This is a genomic window from Rhizobium sophoriradicis, assembly GCF_003939025.1.
Taxonomy (GTDB): Bacteria; Pseudomonadota; Alphaproteobacteria; order Rhizobiales; family Rhizobiaceae; genus Rhizobium; species Rhizobium sophoriradicis.
This window is the reverse complement of sequence record NZ_RQIH01000003.1, coordinates 163,108-188,857: the sequence shown is the minus strand read 5'-3', so window position 1 is coordinate 188,857 and position 25,750 is coordinate 163,108. Positions and strand designations below refer to the sequence as shown.

General features: G+C 60.5%; 24 protein-coding genes and 1 pseudogene. 14 read left to right on the top strand and 11 right to left on the bottom strand.

Features of this window, described 5'->3' with window-relative positions:
* Window positions 1–114: 114 nt before the first annotated feature.
* Entirely contained in the window at window positions 115–1,161 is a 1,047-nt protein-coding gene (gene moaA, locus EFR00_RS05515) for a GTP 3',8-cyclase MoaA (RefSeq protein ID WP_077989269.1), read from the bottom strand.
* Window positions 1,162–1,342: 181 nt separating this feature from the next.
* Between moaA and EFR00_RS05510 the strand changes: the two genes are divergently transcribed.
* Together EFR00_RS05510 and EFR00_RS05505 are read left to right on the top strand one after the other, a co-directional pair.
* On the top strand, window positions 1,343–1,717 hold the full coding sequence (locus EFR00_RS05510) for a gamma-butyrobetaine hydroxylase family protein (protein ID WP_039620100.1): 375 nt from the start codon (window positions 1,343–1,345) through the stop codon (window positions 1,715–1,717).
* 23 nt (window positions 1,718–1,740) lie between these two features.
* Entirely contained in the window at window positions 1,741–2,931 is a 1,191-nt protein-coding gene (locus tag EFR00_RS05505) for a low temperature requirement protein A (protein ID WP_077989268.1), read from the top strand.
* A 3-nt stretch (window positions 2,932–2,934) separates the two neighbouring features.
* Here the strand turns inward: EFR00_RS05505 and EFR00_RS05500 are convergent, their stop codons facing one another.
* On the bottom strand, window positions 2,935–3,402 hold the full coding sequence (locus EFR00_RS05500) for a MarR family winged helix-turn-helix transcriptional regulator (protein WP_009988727.1): 468 nt from the start codon (window positions 3,400–3,402) through the stop codon (window positions 2,935–2,937).
* Window positions 3,403–3,449: 47 nt separating this feature from the next.
* Between EFR00_RS05500 and EFR00_RS05495 the strand changes: the two genes are divergently transcribed.
* Entirely contained in the window at window positions 3,450–4,430 is a 981-nt protein-coding gene (locus tag EFR00_RS05495; protein WP_077989267.1) for an alpha/beta hydrolase, read from the top strand.
* A gap of 37 nt (window positions 4,431–4,467) precedes the next feature.
* Window positions 4,468–5,079, top strand: coding sequence for a pyridoxamine 5'-phosphate oxidase family protein (locus EFR00_RS05490; protein WP_077989266.1), 612 nt, complete (start codon window positions 4,468–4,470; stop codon window positions 5,077–5,079).
* A 6-nt stretch (window positions 5,080–5,085) separates the two neighbouring features.
* Here EFR00_RS05490 and EFR00_RS05485 read toward each other — a convergent pair whose 3' ends face one another.
* Entirely contained in the window at window positions 5,086–6,153 is a 1,068-nt protein-coding gene (locus tag EFR00_RS05485) for a GGDEF domain-containing protein (RefSeq protein WP_038689334.1), read from the bottom strand.
* A 592-nt stretch (window positions 6,154–6,745) separates the two neighbouring features.
* Entirely contained in the window at window positions 6,746–8,353 is a 1,608-nt protein-coding gene (locus tag EFR00_RS05480; RefSeq protein ID WP_077989265.1) for a fumarate hydratase, read from the bottom strand.
* Window positions 8,354–8,567: 214 nt separating this feature from the next.
* Here EFR00_RS05480 and EFR00_RS05475 point away from each other — a divergent pair, with 214 nt between their 5' ends.
* Together EFR00_RS05475 and EFR00_RS05470 are read left to right on the top strand one after the other, a co-directional pair.
* Window positions 8,568–9,395, top strand: a complete 828-nt coding sequence (locus EFR00_RS05475) for an Ig-like domain-containing protein (protein ID WP_077989264.1) — start codon at window positions 8,568–8,570, stop codon at window positions 9,393–9,395.
* Between the two features lie 175 nt (window positions 9,396–9,570).
* A complete protein-coding gene (locus tag EFR00_RS05470) occupies window positions 9,571–10,611 on the top strand; it encodes an acyltransferase family protein (RefSeq protein WP_077989263.1) in 1,041 nt (346 codons plus the stop codon).
* A gap of 82 nt (window positions 10,612–10,693) precedes the next feature.
* Here the strand turns inward: EFR00_RS05470 and fumC are convergent, their stop codons facing one another.
* Complete coding sequence (gene fumC / locus EFR00_RS05465; RefSeq protein WP_077989262.1) at window positions 10,694–12,085, bottom strand: class II fumarate hydratase; 1,392 nt, start codon at window positions 12,083–12,085, stop codon at window positions 10,694–10,696.
* 86 nt (window positions 12,086–12,171) lie between these two features.
* Between fumC and EFR00_RS05460 the strand changes: the two genes are divergently transcribed.
* Window positions 12,172–12,408 (top strand): hypothetical protein, encoded by a 237-nt coding sequence (locus EFR00_RS05460; RefSeq protein WP_038689326.1) that lies wholly within the window; start codon window positions 12,172–12,174, stop codon window positions 12,406–12,408.
* Window positions 12,409–12,483: 75 nt separating this feature from the next.
* Window positions 12,484–14,391, top strand: coding sequence for a L,D-transpeptidase family protein (locus EFR00_RS05455; RefSeq protein ID WP_077989261.1), 1,908 nt, complete (start codon window positions 12,484–12,486; stop codon window positions 14,389–14,391).
* 128 nt (window positions 14,392–14,519) lie between these two features.
* Here EFR00_RS05455 and EFR00_RS05450 read toward each other — a convergent pair whose 3' ends face one another.
* Window positions 14,520–15,230: an HAD family hydrolase gene (locus EFR00_RS05450; RefSeq protein WP_077989260.1), complete on the bottom strand. Its 711-nt coding sequence runs from the start codon at window positions 15,228–15,230 to the stop codon at window positions 14,520–14,522.
* Window positions 15,231–15,462: 232 nt separating this feature from the next.
* Here EFR00_RS05450 and rpiA point away from each other — a divergent pair, with 232 nt between their 5' ends.
* The 3 genes from rpiA to EFR00_RS05435 all read left to right on the top strand — a co-directional run bounded on the left by rpiA (window position 15,463) and on the right by EFR00_RS05435 (window position 17,187).
* Complete coding sequence (gene rpiA, locus EFR00_RS05445; protein WP_009995049.1) at window positions 15,463–16,161, top strand: ribose-5-phosphate isomerase RpiA; 699 nt, start codon at window positions 15,463–15,465, stop codon at window positions 16,159–16,161.
* Window positions 16,162–16,176: 15 nt separating this feature from the next.
* Window positions 16,177–16,734 (top strand): DUF2059 domain-containing protein, encoded by a 558-nt coding sequence (locus EFR00_RS05440; protein ID WP_009995053.1) that lies wholly within the window; start codon window positions 16,177–16,179, stop codon window positions 16,732–16,734.
* 168 nt (window positions 16,735–16,902) lie between these two features.
* Entirely contained in the window at window positions 16,903–17,187 is a 285-nt protein-coding gene (locus EFR00_RS05435; protein WP_038689318.1) for an acylphosphatase, read from the top strand.
* 45 nt (window positions 17,188–17,232) lie between these two features.
* On the opposite strand, the gene EFR00_RS05430 is transcribed toward EFR00_RS05435, so the two are convergent.
* Window positions 17,233–17,451, bottom strand: coding sequence for a hypothetical protein (locus EFR00_RS05430; protein WP_038689316.1), 219 nt, complete (start codon window positions 17,449–17,451; stop codon window positions 17,233–17,235).
* Window positions 17,452–17,672: 221 nt separating this feature from the next.
* On the opposite strand from EFR00_RS05430, the gene gor reads away from it, so the two are divergent.
* Window positions 17,673–19,058: a glutathione-disulfide reductase gene (gor, locus tag EFR00_RS05425; protein WP_077989259.1), complete on the top strand. Its 1,386-nt coding sequence runs from the start codon at window positions 17,673–17,675 to the stop codon at window positions 19,056–19,058.
* 2 nt (window positions 19,059–19,060) lie between these two features.
* Here the strand turns inward: gor and EFR00_RS05420 are convergent, their stop codons facing one another.
* Window positions 19,061–20,344 (bottom strand): vWA domain-containing protein, encoded by a 1,284-nt coding sequence (locus tag EFR00_RS05420; RefSeq protein ID WP_077989258.1) that lies wholly within the window; start codon window positions 20,342–20,344, stop codon window positions 19,061–19,063.
* A gap of 226 nt (window positions 20,345–20,570) precedes the next feature.
* Here EFR00_RS05420 and EFR00_RS05410 point away from each other — a divergent pair, with 226 nt between their 5' ends.
* Window positions 20,571–21,944, top strand: a complete 1,374-nt coding sequence (locus EFR00_RS05410) for a class II 3-deoxy-7-phosphoheptulonate synthase (protein ID WP_009994390.1) — start codon at window positions 20,571–20,573, stop codon at window positions 21,942–21,944.
* A 54-nt stretch (window positions 21,945–21,998) separates the two neighbouring features.
* Here EFR00_RS05410 and EFR00_RS05405 read toward each other — a convergent pair whose 3' ends face one another.
* Window positions 21,999–23,834, bottom strand: coding sequence for an ABC transporter ATP-binding protein (locus tag EFR00_RS05405; protein WP_077989257.1), 1,836 nt, complete (start codon window positions 23,832–23,834; stop codon window positions 21,999–22,001).
* A gap of 282 nt (window positions 23,835–24,116) precedes the next feature.
* Here EFR00_RS05405 and EFR00_RS05400 point away from each other — a divergent pair, with 282 nt between their 5' ends.
* On the top strand, window positions 24,117–24,515 hold the full coding sequence (locus EFR00_RS05400) for a GFA family protein (RefSeq protein WP_077989422.1): 399 nt from the start codon (window positions 24,117–24,119) through the stop codon (window positions 24,513–24,515).
* Window positions 24,516–24,623: 108 nt separating this feature from the next.
* Here the strand turns inward: EFR00_RS05400 and EFR00_RS05395 are convergent.
* Both EFR00_RS05395 and EFR00_RS05390 read right to left on the bottom strand, forming a co-directional pair.
* Window positions 24,624–25,091: pseudogene (locus tag EFR00_RS05395) on the bottom strand (nucleoside deaminase); the annotation flags it as partial.
* Between the two features lie 103 nt (window positions 25,092–25,194).
* Window positions 25,195–25,725 carry a DUF1003 domain-containing protein gene (locus EFR00_RS05390; protein ID WP_077989256.1) on the bottom strand — a complete coding sequence of 177 codons (531 nt, stop codon included), beginning with the start codon at window positions 25,723–25,725 and terminating at the stop codon, window positions 25,195–25,197.
* Window positions 25,726–25,750: the final 25 nt, after the last annotated feature.

Below are 25,750 nucleotides of genomic sequence, written 5' to 3'. Positions count from 1 at the left end.
GCTGGGGAGAAGAGGGCAAGTCGCACCGTTGCCCGGCCCTTCGCCTGGGCTCAGGGCGTTCGACGCTGCGATCGATTCACTGGATCGATCGCTCCCGCTTTGCGGGATCGCGTCTCACCCACCAGTGACACTCATGTGCCGCGCCACCGCCGGGCGGTTATGCGTGCGGTCGATGATAAAATCGTGGCCTTTCGGTTTGCGGGTGATGGCCTCGTCGATGGCGGTGTGGAGGAGGGCGTCGTCTTCGGTGGCGCGCAGTGCGGCGCGCAGATCGGCGGCGTCGTTTTGGCCGAGGCACATATAGAGCGTGCCGGTGCAGGTGAGGCGCACACGGTTGCAGCTCTCGCAGAAATTATGAGTCATCGGCGTGATGAAGCCGAGGCGGCCTCCGGTCTCTGTGACCCTGACGTAACGCGCCGGGCCGCCGGTCTGGTAGTCGATATCGGTGAGCGTGAACTGACCTTCGAGATCGGCGCGGAGCTCGGAGAGCGGCAGGTACTGGTCGGTGCGGTCCTCGTCGATCTCGCCCATCGGCATGGTTTCGATGACCGTCAGATCCATACCGCGGCCATGGGCGAAGCGCAGGAGATCGGGTATCTCGGCGTCGTTGAATTCCTTGAGCGCCACGGCGTTGAGCTTGATCTGTATGCCGGCCTTCTGAGCCGCATCGATGCCCTCCATGACCTTGGCAAAATCACCCCAGCGGGTGATCTTGCGGAATTTGTCGGGGTCGAGCGTATCGAGCGAGACATTGATGCGGCGCACGCCGAATTCATAGAGCTCCTCGGCATGGCGCGACAGCTGCGAGCCGTTGGTGGTCAGCGTCAGCTCATCGAGGCCGGAGCCGATCTTTTCGCCGAGCCGGCGCACGAGATACATGATGTTCTTGCGCACCAAAGGCTCGCCGCCGGTCAGCCGAATCTTACGCACGCCCTTGGCGATGAAGGCGGAACAGAGCCGATCGAGTTCCTCGAGCGTCAGCAGATCCTTCTTCGGCAGGAAGGTCATGTTCTCGGCCATGCAATAGGTGCAGCGGAAATCGCAGCGGTCAGTGACGGAGACGCGGAGATAGGTGACTGCCCGGCCGAAAGGGTCGATCATTGGGTGTGCGCCCGCAGCCAGCGGCGATGCGGCGCCTATCGTTCCTATTCTCGTATTCACTTATTCCTCCGCAACCGGATCTGACGAGCCAGACCGTGTGCCTGCCTGTTTTCAAGCGATATCTTTCTATTTGTGCATATGTGATTGCGCCGTCAAGGGAAACGGATTTCGCACACGCTAATTTGCGCTTGCCACGAAAAAGGCGAACGCCTACTTCTCCAGGGGAAAGAGGGTGATAGAGATGAGCGATACCTGGCCCAGCGAGCTTCGTGTTTCGAAAGACCGGCAGCGGCTGGCAATAACCTTCGACGACGGCCGCAGCTTCGACCTGTCGGCCGAGCTTTTGCGCGTGTTGTCGCCATCGGCCGAGGTGCAGGGCCACGGGCCAGGCCAGAAGGTGACGGTGCCGGGGAAACGCAACGTGGCAATCATCTCGATGACGCCGACCGGCAATTATGCCGTCAGGATCGGCTTCGACGACATGCACGATACCGGCATCTATACCTGGACCTATCTGCGCGAACTCGGCGAACGGGGTGCGGAGCTGTTTTCGGTCTATGAGGAAGAGCTCAGGGAAAAGGGCATGAACCGCGACACGGCGGAAAAGCCGCGCTGAAATCAATGGGTATTGGGGGATACATGGCGAAAGCGAACGGAAAGAACTGGCTGCGCGCTAAGGGGAGTGCGGCCGGCAGCAAGGTGACCTTCCTCGAGCTGTTCTTCGATCTGGTCTTCGTCTTTTCGATCTCGCAGCTTTCGCATGCGCTCGCCGCCCATTATACGCCGCTCGGTGCCGCCGAAGCGGCGCTGATGACCTTTGCCGTCTGGTGGGTGTGGATCTTCACCGCCTGGGTGACGAACTGGCTCGATCCCGACAAGATGCCGGTGCGCGGCATGCTAGTGGTGCTGATGATGCTAGGGCTGGTGCTGTCAGCCTCCATTCCCGAAGCTTTCGGCGACAAGGGGCTGCTTTTTGCCGGAGCCTATGTAGCGATGCAGGTCGGGCGTTCGCTTTTTACGACTTATGCGATGACGCGCGTCGACCGCGCCAACACGCTGAATTTCATCCGCATTACCGCCTGGCTCGTGGCAGCCGCCGTCTTCTGGATTGCCGGTGGATTGCTGGAGCATGAAGCTCGGCTGATCGCCTGGGTGATCGCGCTTGCGATCGAATATATCGGGCCGGCCGCGGGTTTTGCCGTGCCTCGGCTCGGCCGGTCGAGGCCGAGCGACTGGGATGTGTCCGGCGCGCATATGGCCGAGCGCTGCGCGCTCTTCGTTATCATCTGCCTCGGCGAGGCGATCCTCGTTTCCGGCCGCACCTTTTCGGAGCTGCCGGTTTCGGGGCTGACCAGCATCGTCTTCGTCACCGGCTTCATCGGCACGGTCGCCATGTGGTGGCTCTATTTCCGCTTCGGCCACGGGCGCGCCGCCCACCGTATCGAGCATGAGGCGACGCCGGGAGCCTTGGCGCGGCAAGCCTTCACCTATGGGCATATCCCGATCCTGGCCGGGATCATTGTCCATGCGGTCGCGGTCGAGTTCATGTTCTCGCATCCGCATGAGACGGGCGATCTCGGCATCGCCGCAGCGGTGCTCGGCGGTTCCGGCCTGTTCCTGATCGGCAATCTCTGGTTCAAGGGCGCGACCAGCGGGCGAATGCCGCTGTCGCATCTGGCCGGTCTCGTGATTGTGATCCTGCTCGCCTTTGTGGCGCCGTTCATCGAGATCTATCTGTTGGGCATCCTGGCGACGCTGGTGCTGATCATTGTCGCGGCCTGGGAATACCGTTCGCTGACCGGCACAGCGGCGGCGCCGACGATACATTGAATGTCAGTCCTCTTCCCTGAGATCCTGTAGCAGCACGCCGATGATCCGCTCCATCGAGGTGGCGGTCGCCATGCACTGCTCGATCGGCTCGTCGGAGAGCGTGCGCTCGATGAGGTCGGTCTGGATCGCCATCGCCGCTTCGGTTAGCCTGCGGCCTTCCGTGGTAAGGTAAAGGCGCAGCACGCGCTTGTCACGCGTGTCGCCGCGTCGCTCGATCAGCCCCCGCTTTTCCATCTGCGGCAAGAGCATGCTCATATTGGAGCGGCCGACCAGCAACTTGCGGGCCAGCTCCTGCTGCGAGATGCCTTCGAAACGGTAGAGATTGACGAGAATGTCGAGGTGAGGCGGCTTGATGTCGAGATCGGCAAGCTGGCGGGTCAGCGACTGCTGCATCAGCTGGCAGGCGCGCGCCACTGCGATCCAGCTGCGAAAACGCGGATGATCCCAGGGAAGGGATTGATTTTTGTTCATCGTTGCACTTTATTGTTCAGTGTTGAACAGTCTTTTGGATTCTCACTATGGCAAATTTTGCGCTTGAGGTCACCCGCCTGGGTATTTCGGCTCTGCAGGCAATTTCGCCTGGTCTGGCCGGCAAAGCGGCGTTCCGGCTGTTCTGCCGCACACCGTCGCCCCGGCCGAAGGGAGCAAGGGCGAAGGCGGCGCACGCGTCGGGCGCCGCCCGGCTCGCCGACGCAGAACGCTTTACGCTCAAGCTTGCAGGCGGGGCGAAAGCGCATGCCTATCGGCTGAATGGCGGGGCGCGGGGGAAGCGCAAGCGTTTCCTGGTGACGCATGGTTGGGGCTCGAGCGCCGAATATATGGCCGAGCTGGTATCGATGCTTTCGGCGACCGGTGCGGAGGTGGTGGCGCTCGATTTTCCCGGACACGGGCGTGCCGGCGGGCATTTCCTGCACATGGGACTTGCCGTCCGATCGATCGCCGCGGCCGAGGAGCGTTTCGGTGTCTTCGATGCGGTCATCGGCCATTCCTTCGGCGGTGCGGCGCTGATGGTTTCAGCGGCTGGCCTGCTGCCAGCCGCGGCGCCGGTCGCCTGCGGGCGACTGGTGCTGATCGGCGCGCCGAGCGAGATGCGCTGGCTGTTTGTCGATTTCGGCCGGATGATCGGCCTTCGCCCCGCTGCGCAAGCGGCACTGGAGAATGAGGTCCATCGCGTCACCGGACGGAGACTTGACGAGTTCGACGCCGGCAATACGGTGGGCGCGATCAGCCGGCCTGTGCTCGTCATCCATGCCGAGGACGACAAGGAGGTGCCGCCGGTCCATGCGAGGCGCTATGACGCAGCCGGCGAGAATGTGCGGCTGTTCTGGGCGAACGGCTTCGGGCACCGGCGCATAGTCGGCGCAGCTCCCGTCCTTGGCGCAATTGCGGCATTTCTCGAAGGTGGTCGGGGCGAAGACGGCGCTTCCGACGAAAGCATCAAAAAAGATGCGGAAATCATTCCGATTTTTGAGCTTCCGGCACGGCGCGCGGCATTGTAGCGTCCGGCGCGAAGATCAAGCCGCGGCGGGACGCCTCATGAAAATCATCAGCAGCATCGAAGAGCTCAATACGATCTATGGCGCAGGCCTATCGCAGGCCTCAGTCGACAAGGTGACCAAGCGGCTGACGCCGCTTTACCGTGAGATGATCGAGATCTCGCCCTTTGCTGCGCTTGCGACCGTCGGGCCGGAAGGGCTCGACTGTTCGCCGCGTGGTGATCTCGGCGGCGTGGTGCGCGTCGTCGACGACGAGACGCTGCATCTGCCCGATTGGCGCGGCAACAATCGTGTCGACTCGCTCTCCAATATCGTCCGTGATCCCAGGCTTGCGCTGATGTTCCTGATTCCCGGCTCGAACACGACGATGCGCATCAATGGCCGCGGCGTCGTCTCCGACGACGAGACGCTGCTCCGGGGCTTTGAGATGGACGGCAAACATCCGCGTACCGTCGTGCTCATTTCGATCGACGAGGTCTATTTCCAATGCGCGCGCGCCGTGATGCGGGCCGAACTCTGGAATGCCGAGCATTTCGCTGATCCGGCAGGCCTGCCGACGCCGGGGCAGATGCTGAAGGCCGCCGTCGGCGATTTCGACCAGGAAACCTACGACCGGGAATGGCCCGGTCGCGCGGCGAAGACGATGTGGTGAAAGCCGTCAGGCCTTGTAGATCAGCCAGCTCTTGCTGAAATCTTTCTGCATCCCGTCCTGATAGAGGACGATGCAGTTGCGCCCGGCATTCTTGGCGCCGTAAAGGGCGATGTCGGTCTTGCTGTAAAGCTCGCCGGCATCCTCGGCATTCGAGGCCATGCAGATGCCGATCGACACGGTGATCGGGCCGTAATTCACCCGTGTGCGCGAGTTTTTGAACGGGGTGGTCTCCAGCGTGCGGCGTATGCGTTCGGCGATCGCCGACACTTCCTCGGCCGTGTTACCCTCGATGATCAGCGCGAATTCCTCACCGCCGGCGCGGGCGACGAAGACGTCGCGCCGGACATTGCTGCGGATGACGGAGGCGACGGTGGCGAGGATCTTGTCACCGACGGGATGCCCGTAGGTGTCGTTGATCTTCTTGAAATTGTCGATGTCGGCAAGCAGCAGAGCCGTCACCGGCCGCATGCCGGGATTGTCGAAAACGGCAGCAAGGCGATCGTCGAAGGCGCGGCGGTTGGATAGGCGCGTCAGCGAATCGGTGTTGGCGATGCGCTTATATTCGTCGAGTTCCTTGCGGACCTGATCCATCTCCTGGGAACGCTGGACGACGTCCTCAACGGTGCGTTCGCCATGCGCCATGGTATCGCCCGTCGCCCGGCTTAAAAGTTCTATAGCGTTTTCGATCAGTTCGACGCTGGCATTGCTCTTGGAGGTGATCCGCTTATGGGTTTCGCCGAGCAGCCTGGTATAGCTTTCGAGTGAACTCTGCTCCTGCCGCAGAATCCGAAGCAAGCCGTCGAGTTCGCCTGATATGCGGGTATGGGCGTCATCGAAGACCTGACCTGGGCTCGTGTTGAAATATTGCGCGCCGAGCGCGTCGAGTTCGGCCTGTGTCGCATGGGTGCCGAGGGCCGCAAGTTCTCGGGTAAGGGCAGGATTGGAGCCGATATAGGCTTCGTAGAAGAGTTCGTAATTGCGGGGTATCGGGGCAACGCCCATCGAGCGCATGGCATAGGTGATCTGACCCGCTACGTCGGGGACCTGCACCTTGGGCGCGACAGCCGTATTCATCCGGCGAACTCCTCATGTATTCGAAGGCAATATTCTATTTGGTAGCTTAAATTTCTTGGGAAAAGATTAAAGCGACATATACCAAAGATTACATATGAGAACTACGAAGTGAGGCGGCGCCTCGAGTAGGCCTATGATTCTGCATCAGAAAACGTATCTTCGTCGGGACAATCCGTACCCGCTTGGCGAGTGCGGTTTTTCGAAAACTTACAGTTATTCTCTGCTTCACGGATCGTATTCATCTTGTCGACACCTGCAGACCAAGAGATGAGAACATGAAAAGGTCTCGTCCCATCTCTGTCGCCATCCTCGGCTTAACTGCCATCGCAGCCAGTGCCGTGCTGCTGGAGCATGCCGGTACCTTCGCCGGAGCATTCCGTACGGAGATCCTGGCCAGGGTGGATGACGCAGATGTCGCGCGTCCCCGCCCATGGCCCTGATGGCGCAGGATATCAGTGTCTTGGACAAGGCGTCGACCCGGTAGACGCGGTGTGAGATGCAGATACCGCAGACGATTCCGGTTGTTCCATGCCTCTCGCTGACGTTCAACACACTCTTGGCTCTGCTGCTCGCGAACCGATTGGCGCCGCAATCACCCCAAATTCAATTCCTGGAAGAAATCATTGCCCTTGTCGTCGATGACGATGAAGGCGGGGAAGTCCTCGACCTCGATCTTCCAGACCGCTTCCATGCCGAGTTCGGGATATTCGAATACTTCGACCTTGCGGATGCAGTCCTGCGCGAGGCGGGCCGCGGGGCCACCGATCGAGCCGAGGTAGAAACCGCCATGTTTTTTGCAGGCCTCGCGTACGGCGCGCGAGCGGTTGCCCTTGGCGAGCATGACCATCGAGCCGCCGAAGGACTGGAACTGGTCGACGTAGCTATCCATGCGGCCGGCCGTCGTCGGGCCGAAGGAGCCGGAGGCGTAGCCGGCCGGCGTCTTTGCCGGGCCGGCGTAGTAGACCGGGTGGTTTTTCAGGTAATCAGGCATGCCTTCGCCCTTTTCCAGCCGTTCGCGGATTTTGGCGTGGGCGAGGTCGCGGGCGACGATGATCGTCCCGGTCAAGGACAGGCGCGTCTTGACCGGATGCCGCGACAGCTCGGCAAGCACCTCGGCCATCGGCCGGTTGAGGTCGATATGAACGGTCGATTCCGAGAGTTTCGCCTCGTCGATCTCGGGCATGTATTTCGACGGGTCGGTTTCGAGCTGCTCGATGAAGATGCCGTCGCGGGTGATCTTGCCCTTTGCCTGGCGGTCGGCGGAACAGGAGACGCCAAGGCCGATCGGCAGCGAGGCGCCGTGGCGGGGCAGGCGGATGACACGCACGTCATGACAGAAATACTTGCCGCCGAACTGGGCGCCGACGCCCATCTGCTGTGTCAGCTTGTGGATTTCCTTTTCCATCTCGAGGTCGCGGAAGGCATGGCCGCTTTCCGAACCTTCGGTCGGCAGCTCGTCGAGATAGCGCGTCGAGGCGAGCTTGACCGTTTTCAGGTTCATCTCGGCCGAGGTGCCGCCGATGACGATCGCCAGATGATAGGGCGGACAGGCCGCCGTCCCCAACGTCAGAATCTTCTCCTTGAGGAAGTCGATCATCCTGTCATGCGTCAGGAGCGAGGGCGTGCCCTGATAGAGGAAGGTCTTGTTGGCCGAGCCGCCGCCCTTGGCGACAAAGAGGAATTCGTAGGCGTCGGTACCTTCCTCGTAAATATCGATCTGCGCCGGCAGGTTGTTCCTAGTGTTCTTCTCCTCGAACATCTTCACCGGCGCGAGCTGCGAATAACGCAGGTTCTTCTTCTCATAGGCATCCATGACGCCGCGGGCGAGTGCGGCGGAATCCCCGCCCTCGGTCCAAACCCTGCGGCCCTTCTTGCCCATGATGATCGCCGTGCCGGTATCCTGGCACATCGGCAACACGCCGCCGGCGGCGATATTGGCATTCTTCAACAGGTCGTAGGCGACGAAGCGGTCGTTATCGGTCGACTCTGGATCATCAAGGATCGAGGCGAGCTGCTTCAGATGGCCGGGCCGGAGCAGATGGTTGATATCGGCAAAGGCGGTTTCGGCAAGCATGCGGATGCCTTCCGGCTCGACGGTCAGGATTTCCTGACCCTTGAAGCTATCGACCGAGACGTAATCGCTGCTGATCTTGCGATAGGGGGTGGCATCCTTGCCGAGCGGAAAAAGATCGTCAGCCATCGAAGTGACCTTTCTGGTGGGCGCGTCGCTAAATTGGAACCGGTCTAAATCTCCTGTCGGGCAAAAGCAATCAGGATGCCGCGAGAGTTCGGCGGGTGCGCCAAGCGAAGTGGACGAGGCGAGGCGGCGACCGCGTCGACACAAGACCACTTCAGTTGCCTTCGGTTCGGAGCCAGTCCATATTCCCGGTCGCGTTAACTTGCAGGAGCTTCCGATGACGAACGCAAAGCCAACTGCTAACGACGACCTCTTCATTTCTTTCGAACATGATCCGATCAGAGGGAACCTGCTCGATAACGACAGCGATCCTGAGGGCGCGCCTCTCTATCTTCGCTTTTTCGACGGTGTCCGCGTCGATGCGAAACAGGGATCGACGCAGGAGACGATCATACAGGGGAAATACGGGACTTTCACCGTGCGGCCCGATGGTCATTTTACCTACGAGCTGGATTACACGCTCGACGTGGTGAAGAACCTGCGGGCGCACGAACAGCTGATTGAAGAGATCCGCTACAAGATCTCGGATGGCGCCGGGGGGACGGATGTCGGCATTTTGACTCAGGCGATCGACGGCGTCAACGAAGAGGACAAATACCATGAGGTCCTGGATTTCGACGATATGGGCGTCTTATCGAGGGCAGATAATTTCTCCCTTCCCAATTACCGGGGCTTTGCGCTCTCCGTGAATGGCAGCCACGACGTGACGCTTCTGAACGGCATCGTCTATGATACCATTCCTGGTGTCGACGCCATTACCGAGGACGGTTTCAGCGATACCGTACTAGCCCCCGGTTCTGCGCCCGTAACCCTGAAAATGCTCGATGGCGGGGAGTTCACCTTTCAGAGCGTCTCGATCGCCGGACTGTCTGCATCGCCCTTTCACCTGACGCTCACCGCCCTGAACGACGGCCAGATTGTCTATCAGCAGGAGCTTGAGGTCACCGGTCCCAATCTCGAGCTCAATATCGAAGACATCGAAGAAATCCGTTTCGATTTCATGGGGAATTCTGTCGTGATGGACAATTTTTCGCTGCTGGTATGAGGCTCGTCAGTCGCTCTTATCGTGCCCGCGCTATCGCCTTTTCTTTCGAATTAGCGAGGCCGAAGCCTCGGCAAAAACGCCCGTCCGGTTGATAGCGCGCTATTTAAGTTTTCGAAACTTTGATTGAATGTACAACTCTCTCGTGTCATGTTGCGACGCACAAAGCGAGGAGCTCATGGTTTACTCTATACAATACCTCCGTGCTGTTGCGGCTATTGCGGTTACGATTTTTCATGTTGCGTTCATTTTTGGTTGGAATTTTGTTCCGCTGGCAGCTGGCGTAGACCTGTTTTTCATCATCAGTGGCTTCATCATGTGGACTATTTCGGACGCGAGACCGACCGCGCCGCTACAGTTCATCCGAAACCGCATTCAGCGGGTTCTGCCCATCTATTGGATCTGCACTCTGCTATTTGTGATTGCAGCTAGCGTTTCGCCCAAAAATTACGACAATGCCGTCTTTAACGCAGCCGATATCATCCGGTCACTGCTGTTTGTCCCCTATGCAGACGGCACTGGTGTCGTTCAGCCGGTTCTCGTTCCAGGTTGGACGCTGAATTATGAGATGTTCTTTTATACCGCCTTTTGCCTTGTCCTGTTTTTGAAAGGAAGAACGCAGCGTCTTCTGGCGATAACGGGTTTTCTGACGCTTTGCGTGGCAATCGGCCTGTTCGCGCCAGTGACCCCATATTCTATCGTTTACGCATCGCCACTGTTGCTGGAGTTTCTGGCCGGCGTCGTCATCGCATTCGTTATGTCGAGAGCCGACGTCGCGTCGACCAGGCTGGCGGTGGCATTGATGGTAGTGGGTCTCGTGTCCATCGCCGCTTCCTCCTTCCTTGACAAGCCACACGGTTTCGTTCGGGTTCTCGTATGGGGCGTTCCGTCGGTCCTTATCGTCCTGGGTGCCCTGGTCGGCGAACGTGCAAGCCTTTTTCCGAAATTGACATGGTTGAAGATATTGGGGGATTCGTCCTACTCGCTCTACCTCACTCATATGATTGCGATCGGTGTGGCAAAGCTCGCCATCTATGTTGCCGGGGTGGAACGCTGGACTGCGCCGCTTGCCCTGCGAATTCCATTGTTCGTGGTCACGACGATATTCTGCGTTTCTGTTGGACTCGTCTTTTACTTCTGCGTCGAAAAGAAGATTGCGCAGTTTATCAAACGGTTGGAGAGAGGCAGAAAAGCCGCTTCATACATGCCTGCTGAATAAGTCGCGGCCGCGTCGGAATGGAAGGGTGGGTCGAACCTGTGGCTCAACCCGACACTTGTCGCGGGCGGGATGGGAAACCGGCTTATTTCGGGCCGATCATCGTTTCCGGGCGGACGATCGCGTTATAATCCTCGGCTGATACGAGGCCGCTGGCGAGGGCCTCTTGCTTCAGCGTCGTGCCGTTCTTGTGGGCAGTCTTGGCGATCTTGGCGGCCGCGTCATAGCCGATCTTCGGGGCAAGTGCCGTCACCAGCATCAGCGAGCGTTCGAGGCCGGCCTTGATATTGTCCTCGCGCGCCTCGATGCCGACGACGCAGTTGTCGGTGAAGGAGACGGCGGCGTCGGCAAGCAGCTGTACCGACTGCAGGAAATTATAGGCCATCATCGGATTGTAGACGTTGAGCTCGAAATGGCCCTGGCTGTCGGCGAACGTCAGGGCGGCGTGATTGCCGAAGATGTGGATGCAGACCTGGGTCAGCGCCTCGCATTGCGTCGGGTTGACCTTGCCGGGCATGATCGACGAGCCGGGCTCGTTTTCCGGAAGCGCCAGTTCGCCGAGACCGGCGCGCGGGCCGGAGCCGAGGAGGCGAATGTCGTTGGCGATCTTGAAGAGGGCAGCTGCTGCGGCGTTGATGGCGCCATGGGAAAAGACCATGCTGTCATGCGAGGCAAGCGCCTCGAACTTGTTCGGCGCGGTGACGAAGGGCATGCCGGTGATGGCGGCGATCTCTTCGGCCACCTTCTCGGCAAAGCCCACCGGCGCATTGAGGCCAGTGCCGACGGCGGTACCGCCCTGGGCGAGTTCGCAAAGGCCGGGCAGGGTCATCTCGATGCGCCTGATGGCGGAGCCGACCTGGGCGGCATAGCCCGAAAATTCCTGGCCGAGGGTCAGCGGCGTCGCATCCTGGGTATGGGTCCGGCCGATCTTGATGATGTGGCTGAATTCGGTGACCTTCATGTCGAGGGCGGCATGCAGGTGCTTCAGGGACGGGAGCAGATGATGGGCGATCCGTTCGGCGCAGGCGATGTGCATCGCCGTCGGGTAGGTGTCATTGGACGACTGGCTCATGTTGACGTGATCGTTCGGGTGCACCGGCTTCTTGGAACCCATGACGCCGCCCAGCATTTCTATGGCACGATTGGAGATCACTTCGTTGGCGTTCATGTTGGACTGCGTGCCGGATCCGGTCTGCCAGACGACCAGCGGAAAATGGTCGTCGAGCTTGCCGTCGATCACCTCCTGGGCGGCATTGACGATCGCCTCGCCGAGGGCTGGGTCGAGCTGGCCGAGCGACATATTGGCACGGGCGGCCGCCTGCTTGACGATGCCGAGTGCGCGCACGATCGAGAGCGGCTGCTTTTCCCAGCCGATCTTGAAATTGCCGAGCGAACGCTCGGCCTGTGCCCCCCAATATCGGTCGGCGGCGACATTGATGGGGCCAAAAGTATCGGTTTCGGTACGGGTTGCGGTCATTGGGGCCTGCCTTCCTGTGCTGTTTCGGGCATCTTCGAAAGATGAGGTTTTATAGGTTGGAAACCAGGCCAAGAAAACCGGATGTCATGAGAAATATTGAAAATGCCAGTCAGGTTTATGCTGACTGGCGGCCGTGCTTTTTCGGCCACTTCGAAAATTTTATGCATAGGCCGGTGTTTGCCGCACTGGTCTGGCGGCAAAAATTCGGTAAAAAATTAACTAATAATTTCATAATTTTGTGTGAACTGTTGCGCGGCGCCGTGCAGCATTTCCGTCACAGAGAATTGAGTCCGCCGGCGCTGGCGGCGAAGGCCGGTTTCTGATCAATGAGCCCCTACGCTGCCTGAGTTTCGCGGGATTTGAGCTGAGAACAGCATGACATCGGGACTGGAATATATATGACGTTCTTTTTGAAAAGCGCGGTATCCGCATTGGCAGTTTCCAGCGGCTTGGCAGTGATGGCCGCTCCCGCGCATGCTTATACGCTGATGGATATGCTGCGTGGCGACAGGCAGCGGAGCCAGAGCACCATCTTCATGGATCAGGCGCCGGGCCGACCGGTGCCGCGTGGTGCCGCCGGAGGCTCGCTCGGCGGGCTTGATCCGGAAGCGCCGCTGCCGAAGGTCAGCGGTCCGCGTTATTACACCTATAAAACCGAAACGCTGCAGTTCGTCGACACCGGCAAGTTTGCCGATCCCGTCGTCACCGGCGCGGTCGCCGAGGTTTCGCCGAGCGGCGAGGCCGGCGCCGAACCGGCCGTGCAGCGCCGTTTCCTGGCGCAGGCCAAGGTGCGCGCCAATGCCGACGTCGGCAAGGCGCTCGAGGCCTACTACGGTGACAGCCGAAACCCGCTCGTCTGGGTCGAAGGCAATGGGATCAACGAGCGCGCCAAATCGGCGATGGCGGCACTTGCCGATGCGGCCTCCGTCGGCCTTGATCCCGCCGATTACGCCATCCAGACACCTGCTATCGATCCGGCCAATCCCGATCCCGCCGCCCGCGACCGGGCGCTGACCCAGTTCGAACTCGAACTCTCGGCCAAGGTGCTTGCCTTCGTGCAGGACACGGTTCGCGGCCGCATCGATCCGAACAAGATTTCCGGCTATCACGATTTCCAGCGCAAGGTCGTCAATCTGGCGCCGGTCCTGAAGCTTGCCCGCTTGAGCCCCGATACCGGCGCTTATATCGCCAGCCGCTCGCCGGATAGTCCGCAGTTCGAGGCGCTGAAGGCGGAGCTAGCCAAGCTTCGCGCCGCCGATGGCGGCAATGAGGGGCAGATCGTCGTCTCGCTCAGCGGCCTGCTGAGGCCCGGCGACAGCTCGCCCGAGATCGCCAACATCGTCAAGGCCGTCCAGAAGCACGGTTCCGAGACGCTGAGGACCGATCACGCCGCGACCTTTGCAGCTTACGCCGGCGGCAGCGACTATTCGCCTGAGATCGTCGCGCTGGTCGAGGATTTCCAGAAGGAGCGCGGGCTGAAGGCCGACGGCGTTATCGGTCAGGCGACGGTGCGCGCCATGACCGGCGGCGACACAAATGCCTCCAAGATCGACAAGCTCGAAGTTGCCATGGAACAGGCGCGCTGGCTGCCGGAAGATCTCGGTTCGCGTTACGTCATGATCAATCAGCCGGCCTACATGGCCTACTATCACGATGACGGCAAGGAACAGCTGTCGATGCGTGTCGTCGTCGGCGGCAAGAACAATCAGACCTATTTCTTCAACGACGAGATCGAGACGGTGGAGTTCAACCCGTTCTGGGGCGTGCCGCAGTCGATCATTATCAACGAGATGCTGCCGAAGCTGCGCTCGGATCCAAACTATCTCGATCAGCTCGGCTACGAGGTCGAAGTGAACGGCCACGCTGTCGCCTCGTCCAGCGTCGACTGGTACGGCTCGACCGACAATGTTTCGGTCCGCCAGCCGCCAAGCAGCGACAATGCCCTCGGCGAACTCAAGATCCTGTTCCCGAACAGCCATGCGATCTACATGCACGACACGCCGTCGAAGAGCTTCTTCAAGCGCGACATGCGGGCTCTCAGCCACGGCTGTGTGCGCCTTTCCAATCCGCGCGCAATGGCTGCCGCCGTGCTCGGCACGACGGTCGACGACGTTGCCAAGCAGATCGCCAACGGGCAGAATCATGCGGTGAAGGTGCCGCAGAAGATCCCGGTCTACGTGTCCTACTTCACCGCCTGGCCGAACAAGGACGGCGTCGTGGAATATTTTGACGACGTGTACGGCCGTGATGCCTATGTCAAAAAGGCCTTCGACGCGACGACGAAGGCGCGCGGCGCGCAAATCTGACGTAGGCTTTATTGGGTTATCGAATGGGCGGTCTCCGGGCCGCCCGTTTTGTTTTGGGGCGGTCTTTTGGAAAGGGCTGTGCCGCGTGGCCCCCTCATCCGTAATCGCTTCAGCCAGATTTATTAGTCTTACACCGCGACCTTCTGCGCATGCTCCCGCAATAACCGCTCCACCAGCTCCGGCGTCAGCTCATCGTAATGCGTGATGATCACATCCGGATCGAGGCTTGAAACCGGCACATCCGAATAACCGAAAGGCACGGCGATCGAAGGCACGGCAGCGTTCTTCGCCACGGCGATGTCGTTGATGCTGTCGCCGATCATCACTGTGCGGGCGATGTCGCCGCCGGCGCGGTCGATGGTGCCGGTGAGATGGCGGGCGTCGGGTTTGCGATATTCGAAAGTATCGCCACCGGTGATGGCGTCAAAGTAGCTGACAAGGTCGAGCTTGTCGAGCAGGCCGAACGCCAGGCTTTCCAACTTGTTGGTGCAGACGGCGAGGCGGTAGCCGTCGGCTTTCAGCCGGTCCATCGCGGCGACCAGACCGGGATAGGGTGCGGTGTGGCCGGGCATGTTGCCGGCATAATGGGCGACGAAGCGTTCGAGCAGCTGCGGGACGGCGGCGCTTTCGAGCGAATGGCCGCGCAACCGGCAGGCACGCTCGATCATCACGCGCGCGCCCTGGCCGACGAGATGGGTGAGATCGTCATAGCTGACCGGTTCGAGGCCAAGGGCTGCGATCGTATGGTTCAGGCTTTCGACCAGGTCTGCATGGGTATCGAGAAGAGTACCGTCGAGATCGAAGACGATGAGCGCCGGGTGCATGGGGGCAGGGGTCAAGGGCTTGCCTCTTTGAGCGATGGGTCCTCCGGGCAAGCGACGGGTCGCGCCTCGGACGAGGGATCGTTCCTGAGGTAGGCGATCGCGCGGAGGAAAGCAACTTCCTGTGATGGCCGGGGCGGCCGCAGGCATTTGTTTCGGCTTTTCATTTTCCGTGATGATTTTGACTTTCGTTTGCCAGGCCAGCCGTGTAAACAGCACATCCAACGCAATAAATCGGAGCTGGCGGCGCATGGATGCCCGCGAAATGAAGATCAAGGCCGCCGAGGCCGCACTCGCCCATGTCGAAGACGGAATGCGTCTCGGGATCGGGACGGGCAGCACGGCGGAAGAATTCGTCCGGCTGCTGGCCGAAAAAGTTGCGAGCGGCTTTAGGGTCGAAGGCGTTCCGACATCCGAAAGAACGGCGCGGCTCTGCGTCGAGCTCGGTGTCCCGCTGAAGTCGCTCGACGAGCTGCCGGCGCTCGATCTGACGGTGGACGGCGCCGACGAGGTTGATCCGGCGCTCAGATTGATCAAGGGCGGCGGCGGCGCGCTGCTGCGCGAAAAGATCGTTGCCGCCGCTTCGGAGCGGATGATCGTCATCGCCGACGAGAGCAAGCTGGTCGATACGCTTGGCGCCTACGCGCTGCCGATTGAGGTCAACCCGTTCGGTCTGGTCTCGACACGGATGGCGATCGAAAAAGTCGCGGCCCGGCTCGGCCTTTCCGGCGAACTCAGCCTGCGCCAGTCGGGTGACGGAGAGTTTACCACGGATGGCGGCCATCACATTATCGATGCATCTTTTGGCCGCATTCCTGATGCAGAGGCGCTTTCGAGCGAGCTGAATTCCATACCCGGCGTCGTCGAACACGGGCTCTTTATCAATATGGCGGCACTTGCGATCATTGCCGGTCCTGCAGGTGCACGCACGCTGCAGGCAAACAGATAACAGGAGCATACACTCATGATGAACATTGCAGGTCTTGGCCGTCTCGCCGCTGCGACCCTCGTTCTTTCCGGGCTTGCCTTCGGCTCCGCCGTCAAGGCGCAGGAAGTCTCCGAGGAACAGCTGAAGGCGTCTCGCGCCGCGATCGACGCCATCGGCGCCACTGCCCAGTTCGACAACATCCTGCCCGGTCTGGCCGAGCGCCTGAAGGCCGGCCTGATTCAGGATTCGCCGAACTATCAGGACATCATTTCCTCCACGGTCGACGAGCAGGCGCTGAAGCTGGCGCCGCGCCGCGGTGATCTCGAAAAGGAGGCGGCACTCACCTATGCCAAGACCTTTACGATCGACGAGCTGAAGGCGATTGCCGATTTCTATAATTCCGACGTCGGCAAGAAGCTGCTGCGCGATGGCCCGGTCGCCTCCCGCGAAACGGCCAAGGCTGCCGACATCTGGGCGCAGGGAATTTCGCGCGACTTGGAAAAGCAGAGCAATGCAGAGCTTTCCAAGGTTATCAAGGCACCGCCGCCGGCAACCGACAGTCCGGTCGCTCCGGCACCAGCCGCCCAGCAGTAACGACTGCTGGCCAGAATTCGCGAAAGCCCGGCATCGCCCGGGCTTTTTTGTTATGATGCATCGGAGCATGATGCCGAAAGTGTGAGCGGTTTCCGGACGACATCATGCTCTTTGGCCCATCGGGCCTAAAATCATCTAGAGCCGGTGGCGAAGGTTGGCGAGGCAGACATGTCCGATCGTTACGAGGCTGTGCGCGTACGAATATCAGGCAGGGTCCAAGGTGTGGGTTTTCGCATGTGGACGCGGGATGAGGCGCTGCGGCTCGGGCTGACCGGCTGGGTGCGCAACGAAGCGGACGGATCCGTCGCCGCCTTGATCGCCGGGCCGGACAATGCGATCTCAACGATAATCGAGCGTTTGAGGCGCGGGCCTGCAGGGGCATGGGTTTCTGGCGTGGAGACGGAAGCGATCCGGCTTGATGAGATGCCGACGGATTTCCGCATCACAGGCTGATAGCGGCAATCCACCAAGGGCGGCCATCGCAGATGGATGTGACGCTCAGCCCCAATCCTTCGAGCTCTTGGCCAATTGCCATGCTCCTGTCTCGTCCGGCTCAACGCGCTTGTTGCCGCGGTAGAAAATCGGCAGTCCGGTTTTCTTGTCCATCGCAAAGCGGCTCGGTGTGAATTTCTCGTCTTCGTGGCCCTCGATGGCGAGATTCAGCGCCTCCTTGAATTTGCCGGCCTTGCACAGCTTGGCGAACTGAGTTTGATCCATCTTTTGCTCCGGCATCCTTTTGCATCTCAAGCATTGCCTGCCAGCCTCAGCTGGCTCGGTCAACCGTAAAACGGTGACCGGGTCAACCGTAAACGGTGACCGGTTCAGACCATGATTCGGCAATGGAGAGTCGGAAGACGCAGGAGCGGGGCTTTTGTTTTCATGAGGATCGCCCCTATATCAGGAACGTCCTTTCCTGCGATTCCCTTCCGGAGTTCCTCATGTCTTCCTACGACTACGACCTCTTCGTCATCGGCGGCGGTTCCGGGGGCGTGCGCACCGCCCGCGTTGCCGCCTCGCTCGGCAAGAGAGTGGCGATCGCCGAGGAATATCGCTATGGCGGCACATGCGTCATCCGCGGCTGCGTTCCGAAGAAGCTCTTCGTCTATGCCTCGCAGTTTCACGAGCATTTCGAGGATGCGGAGGGCTTCGGCTGGACGGTCGGCGAAAGCAGCTTCAACTGGAAGAAGCTGGTGGCGGCAAAGGATGCCGAGATTGCGCGGCTGGAAGGGCTCTACAAGAAGGGGCTCGCCGGCGCCAATGCCGAAATCCTGGAAACGCGGGCCGAACTGGTCGATGCTCATACGGTCAGGCTTGCGAAAACAGGGCAGACGGTGACCGCAAAAACGATCGTCATCGCCACCGGTGGAAGGCCGAATCCGCATGTCGCACTTCCCGGTCACGAGTTCTGCATTTCCTCCAACGAGGCCTTTCATCTCGAGGAGCTGCCGAAATCAATCGTAATCGCCGGCGGCGGTTATATCGCCGTCGAGTTCGCCAATATTTTCCATGGTCTCGGCGTCGAGACGACGCTGATCTATCGCGGCGCCGAAATCCTGTCGCGTTTCGACGAGGATCTGCGGCGCGGACTGCACGAGGCGATGGTCGCCAAGGGCATACGCATTCTCTGCCACGACACGCTGCAGAAGGTCTCCAAAGGCGAGGGCGGGCTCACTCTGGAGACGATGAATAATGGCACGCTGCAGGCAGGCGTTGTCCTGCTGGCGCTCGGGCGCGATCCCAACACCGAGGGGCTCGGTCTGGAGGCGGCCGGCGTCGCTGTCGACGAGCGTGGCGCCATCATCGTTGATGACTATTCCCGTACCAATGTCGAAAACATCTATGCCCTCGGCGATGTCACCAACAGGGTACAGCTGACGCCGGTGGCAATCCATGAGGCGATGTGCTTCATCGAAACCGAGTACAAGAACAATCCGACGCGGCCGGACTACGAGTTGATCCCGACCGCTGTCTTCTCGCAGCCGGAGATCGGCACCGTCGGCCTTGCGGAAGAGGAGGCGGGCAAGCGTTACGGCGAACTCGAGGTTTATCGCGCTCAGTTCCGGCCGCTGAAGGCCACGCTTTCGGGTCGGGCCGAGCGGATGATCATGAAGCTGATCGTCGATGCGGCGAGCCGGAAGGTGGTCGGTGCCCACATCCTCGGCCATGATGCCGGGGAGATGGCGCAGCTGCTCGGCATCACGCTGAAGGCCGGCTGCACCAAGGATGATTTCGACCAGACGATGGCGCTTCACCCGACGGCGGCCGAGGAGCTCGTCACCATGTATGCACCGAGCTACCGCATTCGCGAGGGAAAGCGCGTCTAACTTCAGCTGGTGATCCGTGGCGCGCGGATGACCTTGAGGAAAAGCGCCTTCATCGCATCGGTGATACCTTCGGTCGGCGACACCTCGAAATAGAAACCGGGCGAAGCGCATGCTTGCATTTTCGTCGGGATCTCGCCCTGGAAGGGCTTAATCCAGGTATTGTACCAACTGTTGCTCGGCAACGGCAGATAGGTGGTATAGAGCACGGCGATCTTGACGCCGCGATCCTTCAAGGGTTTGCAAAAAGAGGTGTCGATCGGCTCCTGACAGCGGCCACCGGTCGTCTTCTTGGTGCATGTGGACGGCTTGTAGCTGTCGCCGACGCCATCGGATACGAAGAACAGGATTTTTTCGGCGCTGATATTCGACGTGCCGTCACCGGCCTGGTCGATGATGGTGTTCATCTGCGTCATGGCGCTGTCAAAGTTGGTGATCTGGTCGTTATTGTAGTTCTGATAGGGAATGGTCATCAGATCGACCGCGTCGGTATAGTTCTTCACCTTTGTCAGGTCGGAGGTAAGGCCGGAGATCGTCGTCAGCTTCGCGTCCTCGGCCTTGGTGCCGAAGGTGTAGACGCCCATACGGAACTGGTCGCTGCTGACGCGCTCGGTCTTGGCCGTGTCGGTCAGCGCTTGGGTCGCCTGGCGCACCACGTCGATGCGCATGGCGACACCGAGGCTTTTGGCTATGGTGTAGTTGTTGATGGTCTTGTCCATCTGGTGGCAGGCAAAGGCGCAGCCTGCCTTGGCCTCCAGCTTGGAAACGTCGTCCGGGGTCGCGCCGACGCCCATGGACGGCGTATTGTCGAGCAGAATATAGAAATCCATGAAGGCGGCGGTCTGGTATTCGGCAGTCGCCGTGCCGGAAATGGTGATCGAGTCCCGGCCAAGAATCTGCATGAAGGTCGTTGGCACCGTCGCAGTGAATGAAACCTGCGAATTCAGCTTGTTGGCGGTCTTGGTGACGTCGATGCCGAGATCGACCTGGACCTCGGCCAGTTCCCCTGACATCTGCGACATGAAGATGTTGCGCGCGTCGGTCTTGCCGAGCGAGACCGTGCCGTTACTGTTCATCGCCATCGCTGCTGCGACCGCGCCGGATTTTTCGGCGATCGAACCGACGGCGGCGGCATCGGCAGCGGCATAAAGCTGGGTTCTCAGGCTCAGCGCATGGGCGAAATCCACCGCCATGCCTGCCGTCCCGAGAAGCGGCACCATCAGCAATGCCGTCATGATGCCGAAATTGCCCGAGCGGTCCGATATGAAACCGGACGGAAGGATCGCCATGCCATGTCCCCGATGTGAAACTCCTTTCGGTTCTACCTGCAAAGTCTAAAATATGGGGAAAGCGACATGGTATATGCCGGTTTAACCGGGAAATGGCCGACTGCGGCGGCCAGACGAGACGCTTTGGGCGATTGATCTTTGCAAGCCGGATCTAAAGGTCTATAAGCCGCCGGATTATCAAGGGTAGGCCGCATTCCAGGAACTGGGGCGAGAACAGGTGAGTGAGATGGCAGAGAATTGGACCCCGAGCAGCTGGCGGCAGAAACCGATCCTGCAGGTTCCCGAATATCCGGATGCAGCCGCTTTGGCGGCAACGGAGGCCACGCTCGCCAGCTATCCGCCGCTCGTTTTTGCCGGCGAGGCGCGCCGCCTGAAGAAGCATCTCGCCAGTGTCGCCGCAGGCGACGGCTTCCTGCTGCAGGGCGGCGACTGTGCCGAAAGCTTCGCCGAACACGGCGCCGACAATATCCGCGACTTTTTCCGCGCTTTCTTGCAGATGGCTGTTGTCCTGACCTTCGGCGCACAGTTGCCGGTCGTCAAGGTCGGCCGCATCGCCGGCCAGTTCGCCAAGCCGCGTTCGTCGAATGTCGAGAAGCAGGGCGACGTGACGCTGCCGGCCTATCGCGGTGACATAATCAACGGCATCGAGTTCACCGAGGAGTCGCGCATTCCGAACCCGGAACGGCAGGCCATGGCTTACCGCCAGTCGGCCGCGACTCTGAACCTTCTGCGCGCCTTCGCGATGGGCGGTTACGCTAACCTCGAAAACGTGCATCAGTGGATGCTCGGTTTCGTCAAGGACAGCCCGCAGGGTGAGCGTTACCGCAAGCTTGCAGCCCGCATCAGCGAAACCATGGATTTCATGAAGGCGATCGGCATCACCTCGGAAAACCACCCGAGCCTGCGCGAGACCGATTTCTTCACCAGCCATGAGGCGCTGCTGCTCGGCTACGAGGAGGCGCTGACCCGCGTCGACTCCACCTCGGGCGACTGGTACGCCACATCAGGCCACATGATCTGGATCGGCGACCGCACGCGTCAGGCCGACCATGCGCATATCGAATATTGCCGCGGCATCAAGAACCCGATCGGGCTTAAATGCGGCCCCTCGCTGCAGGCCGATGATCTGCTGCAGCTGATCGATATCTTGAATCCGGCTAATGAAGCCGGGCGGCTGACGCTGATCTGCCGTTTCGGCCATGAGAAGGTCGCCGAAAACCTGCCGCGCCTCATCCGCGCCGTCGAGCGCGAAGGGCGCAAGGTGGTCTGGTCCTGCGACCCGATGCACGGCAACACGATCACGCTCAACAACTACAAGACTCGTCCCTTCGAGCGGATTCTTTCGGAAGTCGAAAGCTTCTTCCAGATCCACCGCGCCGAAGGCACGCATCCGGGCGGCATCCATGTCGAGATGACCGGCAAGGACGTGACGGAATGCACTGGTGGTGCGCGCGCCGTCACCGCCGACGACCTGCAGGATCGATACCACACCCATTGCGATCCGCGCCTCAACTCCGACCAGGCGCTCGAACTGGCCTTCCTGCTTGCCGAGCGCATGAAGGGCGGCCGCGACGAGAAGCGCATGGTCGCCAACGGCTGAGACAGCCGAAAGGAATGACAAAAACCCGGCGTGATGCCGGGTTTTTTATTGTCTTCAGATGCTGGCCTGAACGCTGTGCAGATTGGCGTAAACGCCGCCTTGCGCCATCAGATCGTCATGCGTCCCCTGTTCGACGATGCCGTCGCCCGTCAGGACCAGGATGCGGTCGGCATGGCGGACGGTCGAGAGGCGATGGGCGATGACCAGGGTGGTTCGGCCGTTCGCCAAGCTCAGCAGCGCCTGCTGCACCGCCCGTTCGCTTTCATTGTCGAGCGCGCTGGTCGCCTCGTCGAAGATCAGAATCTCAGGATTCTTGAGGAAGGCGCGGGCGATGGTGATGCGCTGGCGCTGGCCGCCGGAGAGCTTGACGCCGCGCTGGCCGATATCGGTATCATAGCCCTGGGGCAGGGCGATGATGAAGTCGTGCGCATTGGCGGCCCGGGCCGCCGCTTCCAGCTCGGCATCGCTGGCGTCGGGCCTGCCGTAGCGCAGGTTTTCCGCAACCGAGCCGGCAAAGAGGTAGACATCCTGCTGCACTACCCCGACATGGCGCCGGAGCGAGGCCAGTGTTACATCTCTTACATCGGTGCCGTCGATCCGGATCGTCCCGGCCGCGACATCGTAGAAGCGCGGGATGAGGGCGCAGAGCGTGCTCTTGCCGACGCCGGAAGGGCCGACCAAAGCGACGAACTCTCCGGGGGCGATGGTCAGCGACAGCCGGTCCAGTACACGCGGGCCATCGGCCTCGTAGCCGAAGGAGACGTCGGAGAAACTGATCTCGCCCCTTGGTGCCGGCATCGGCCGGGCGGCCGGCCGGTCGGTGATATCAGGGGCAATTTCCAGGATTTCCATGGCCCTGATGAAACCGGTATAGCCCTCCTGCCAGAGCCGCACGAAATTGGCGAGTCGCTGCACCGGATCGACCAGCACGGCGACGCAAAGCAGGAAGGTCAGCATGTCCGGAACGGTGAGATCCGCCGACAGGATACACAATCCCCCGACGATGATCACCAATATCGTCACGAGCTGGGCGAAGGTTTCCGTGCCGACCGAAAACCAGGCCTCGCTGCGGTAGCCTTCGGCGCGGCTTTGCAGGAAGCGCTGGTTCTGTACGTCGAAGCGCTGCCTTTCCAGTGCCTCGTTGGCGAATGACTGGACGACACGAATGCCTGCCAGAGCGTCCTCGACCCGCTCGTTGACGGCAGCGATCTGCCGCTTGCTGGCTTCGAGCGCGCTGTTCATGCGCCGGTTGAAATAAAGGGCATAAGTCACTGCCACAGGGGTCAGCAGCAGGATAAGGCCGGCCAATGGCGGATCGATGAAGAACAGCACCAGCATGGCGCCGCCATATTTCAGCACGGCGATGGAGAGATCCTCGGGGCCGTGGTGAAAGAGCTCTCCCAGCCAAAGGGAGTCGTTGGTGATGCGGCTCATCAGCTGGCCGGTGCGCTGGCGGTCGTAGAAACTGAAGGAGAGTTTCTGGCAGTGCTCGAAGAGCTCCCGCCGGACCGTCGCCTCGATGCGGGCGCCCATGACGTGGCCGCGATAATCGACGAAGAAGATCGCGGCGATCTGGACCGCCAGAACGGCCAGCATGACGCCGCCCATCACCAGGATCTGGGTGAAGGCCTGCGGCGCATCGGGCAGGGCCAGAAGCCGGCTGGTGACGATATTGGCGCAGAGCGGAAGGGCCACCGCCGCGCCTGCGACGAGGATGGCGCAAAGCAGATCCGCCAGGAGCAGAGGCAGATGCGGGCGGTAGTAGGATAGAAATTTTCGCATGCGCAACCAGCGCCGGCTGCGGTCGGCGGCGGGGTCGTTGAGGAGGAGTTTGAGGAAGGCGTTATGTCGTCGCGAGCTTTTCCTCGCGCGGGAGAACGGAAAATTCATGAGGCAGAATGTCCTTGTGGGCGATCTTTCCTTTCTGTTTGGACAGGGTCGCTCTCATGTCAGTCTCCCAGGCTTGAATGGTTGAGCCCTCAGTATCACCGAGAACCGGCATCAATTCAACGCGGGGACGGTTAGGAGGTCGGCGGGTGTTGTCGATGGGTAACACCAGAGGGTTGTCCCGGGACGCCAGCGAGCTTCAAGATTTCTGATCTTTCATTGAACGGAATGGATTTGACGCAGGATCCGAAGGGCGGCAACGTTCTGAAAAATGGAGGAGTGGTCATGACCGAACGGCATACAGGCGGCTGCCTTTGCGGCGCCGTGCGATATTCGATTATGGGCAAGCTCGGCCCCGTCGTCGGCTGCCACTGCTCGCAATGCCGCCGGCAGACGGGGTTCTACTATGCCGCGGTCAACGTGCCGCGCACGGCTCTTTCGGTCGAAGACGCCGATACGGTGCGGTGGTATCGGTCGAGCGGCGAAGCGCAGCGCGGCTTCTGTTCGAATTGCGGCTCGGCGCTGTTCTGGCAGGGAGACGAAGCGGTGGAGGTTTCGGTCCTGGCCGGAAGCTTCGACGAACCGAGCGGCCTTGTCTTCAGTCACCACATCTACTGCGCCGACAAGGGCGATTTCTATGAGATATCAGACGGACTGCCGCAATATGACAGGTATCCCGTCTAGGCTCAGGACCTATTCATTCCGGCCGCTCGACTGATACGTCCACACCTTCTTGTCAGCCATCCGCATCCCAGCCGCTATCGTCTGGCTGAACGAGCCCTGAACCTGAACCTTGCCCAGGTGCTTGGGCCAGAATTCCTGGTGGACTTCGGCGGCTTCGTCTTCGAGGTTTGTCGGGCCGACCACGGTGACGGTCCGCGCGCCGCTCTGCAACACCGCCCGACTGGGCACGTTCAACCCGATCCCGGCAATCTCGCCGAGCCGGGTTTCGGAGCAAGCAAACACCATATGTCCGATACCCGACCAGTAGATCGCCCCGGAGCACATGGCGCATGGCTCGGTGCTGGTGTAGAGCGTGCAGTCCGCGAGAAATGCCGGATCGTAGTGCTTCGCCGCTAGTTTAACCAGGTTCATCTCGGCGTGGTTTGTCATATCGTGGCCGGTGAAGACGCTGTTTTCGGCGCGCAGGATGACATCGCCGTCCCTTACCAGTACCGAGCCAAACGGTTCGTCGCCGTTTGCCATCGCGGATTTCGAGAGCGCAATCGCCTCGCGTAAAAACGGCTCGTGGTTTTCCATCAGAGTCCCCAAAAAGCTAGAGTGGGATGATCTTCCCCCGGATCAGATGGATTTCCAAGGGCTGCAAGCGTCCTTCTTGCTTTTTAATCAATGAGTGCCGAGCTTAGCTTCTCGCAGCAAGAGCGGCGGTCAGGCGAGCGACATCCTCGCGCAGCGCCTTCAACTCGGTCAGTACGCTCATGTCGATCTTCTGGTGTAGCGAAAGTACTTCGAGCTCGGACTTCAGATTGACTTCATAATCCTTGGCGGCCTCGAAGCGGTCGCGTTCGGCCTGGCGGTTTTGCGACATCATGATGATCGGCGCCTGGATGGCTGCGAGCATCGAAAGGATCAGATTGAGGAAAACGAAGGGGTAGGGGTCAAAGGCACCGCTTGCGAGAACGACGGTGTTGATCACGGTCCAGACGGCGAGGAAGGCGAGGAAAGCAATGATGAAGGACCAGGAGCCGCCGACACGAGCGATGCCGTCGGCGACACGCTCGCCGAACGAAGCTTCGGCGGAGAAGGCGGCATTGACGTCGGTCGAGATGATCTTGCGCTCATGCGTTTTCGCCAGCACGTGTTTTTCGACAGCGCCGAGTTCATCGGCCGGCTTGCCGAAATGATGGTGCACGAAGTTCGAAAGATTATTCATGGCCTTTTTCCGATGCCCGTTATCG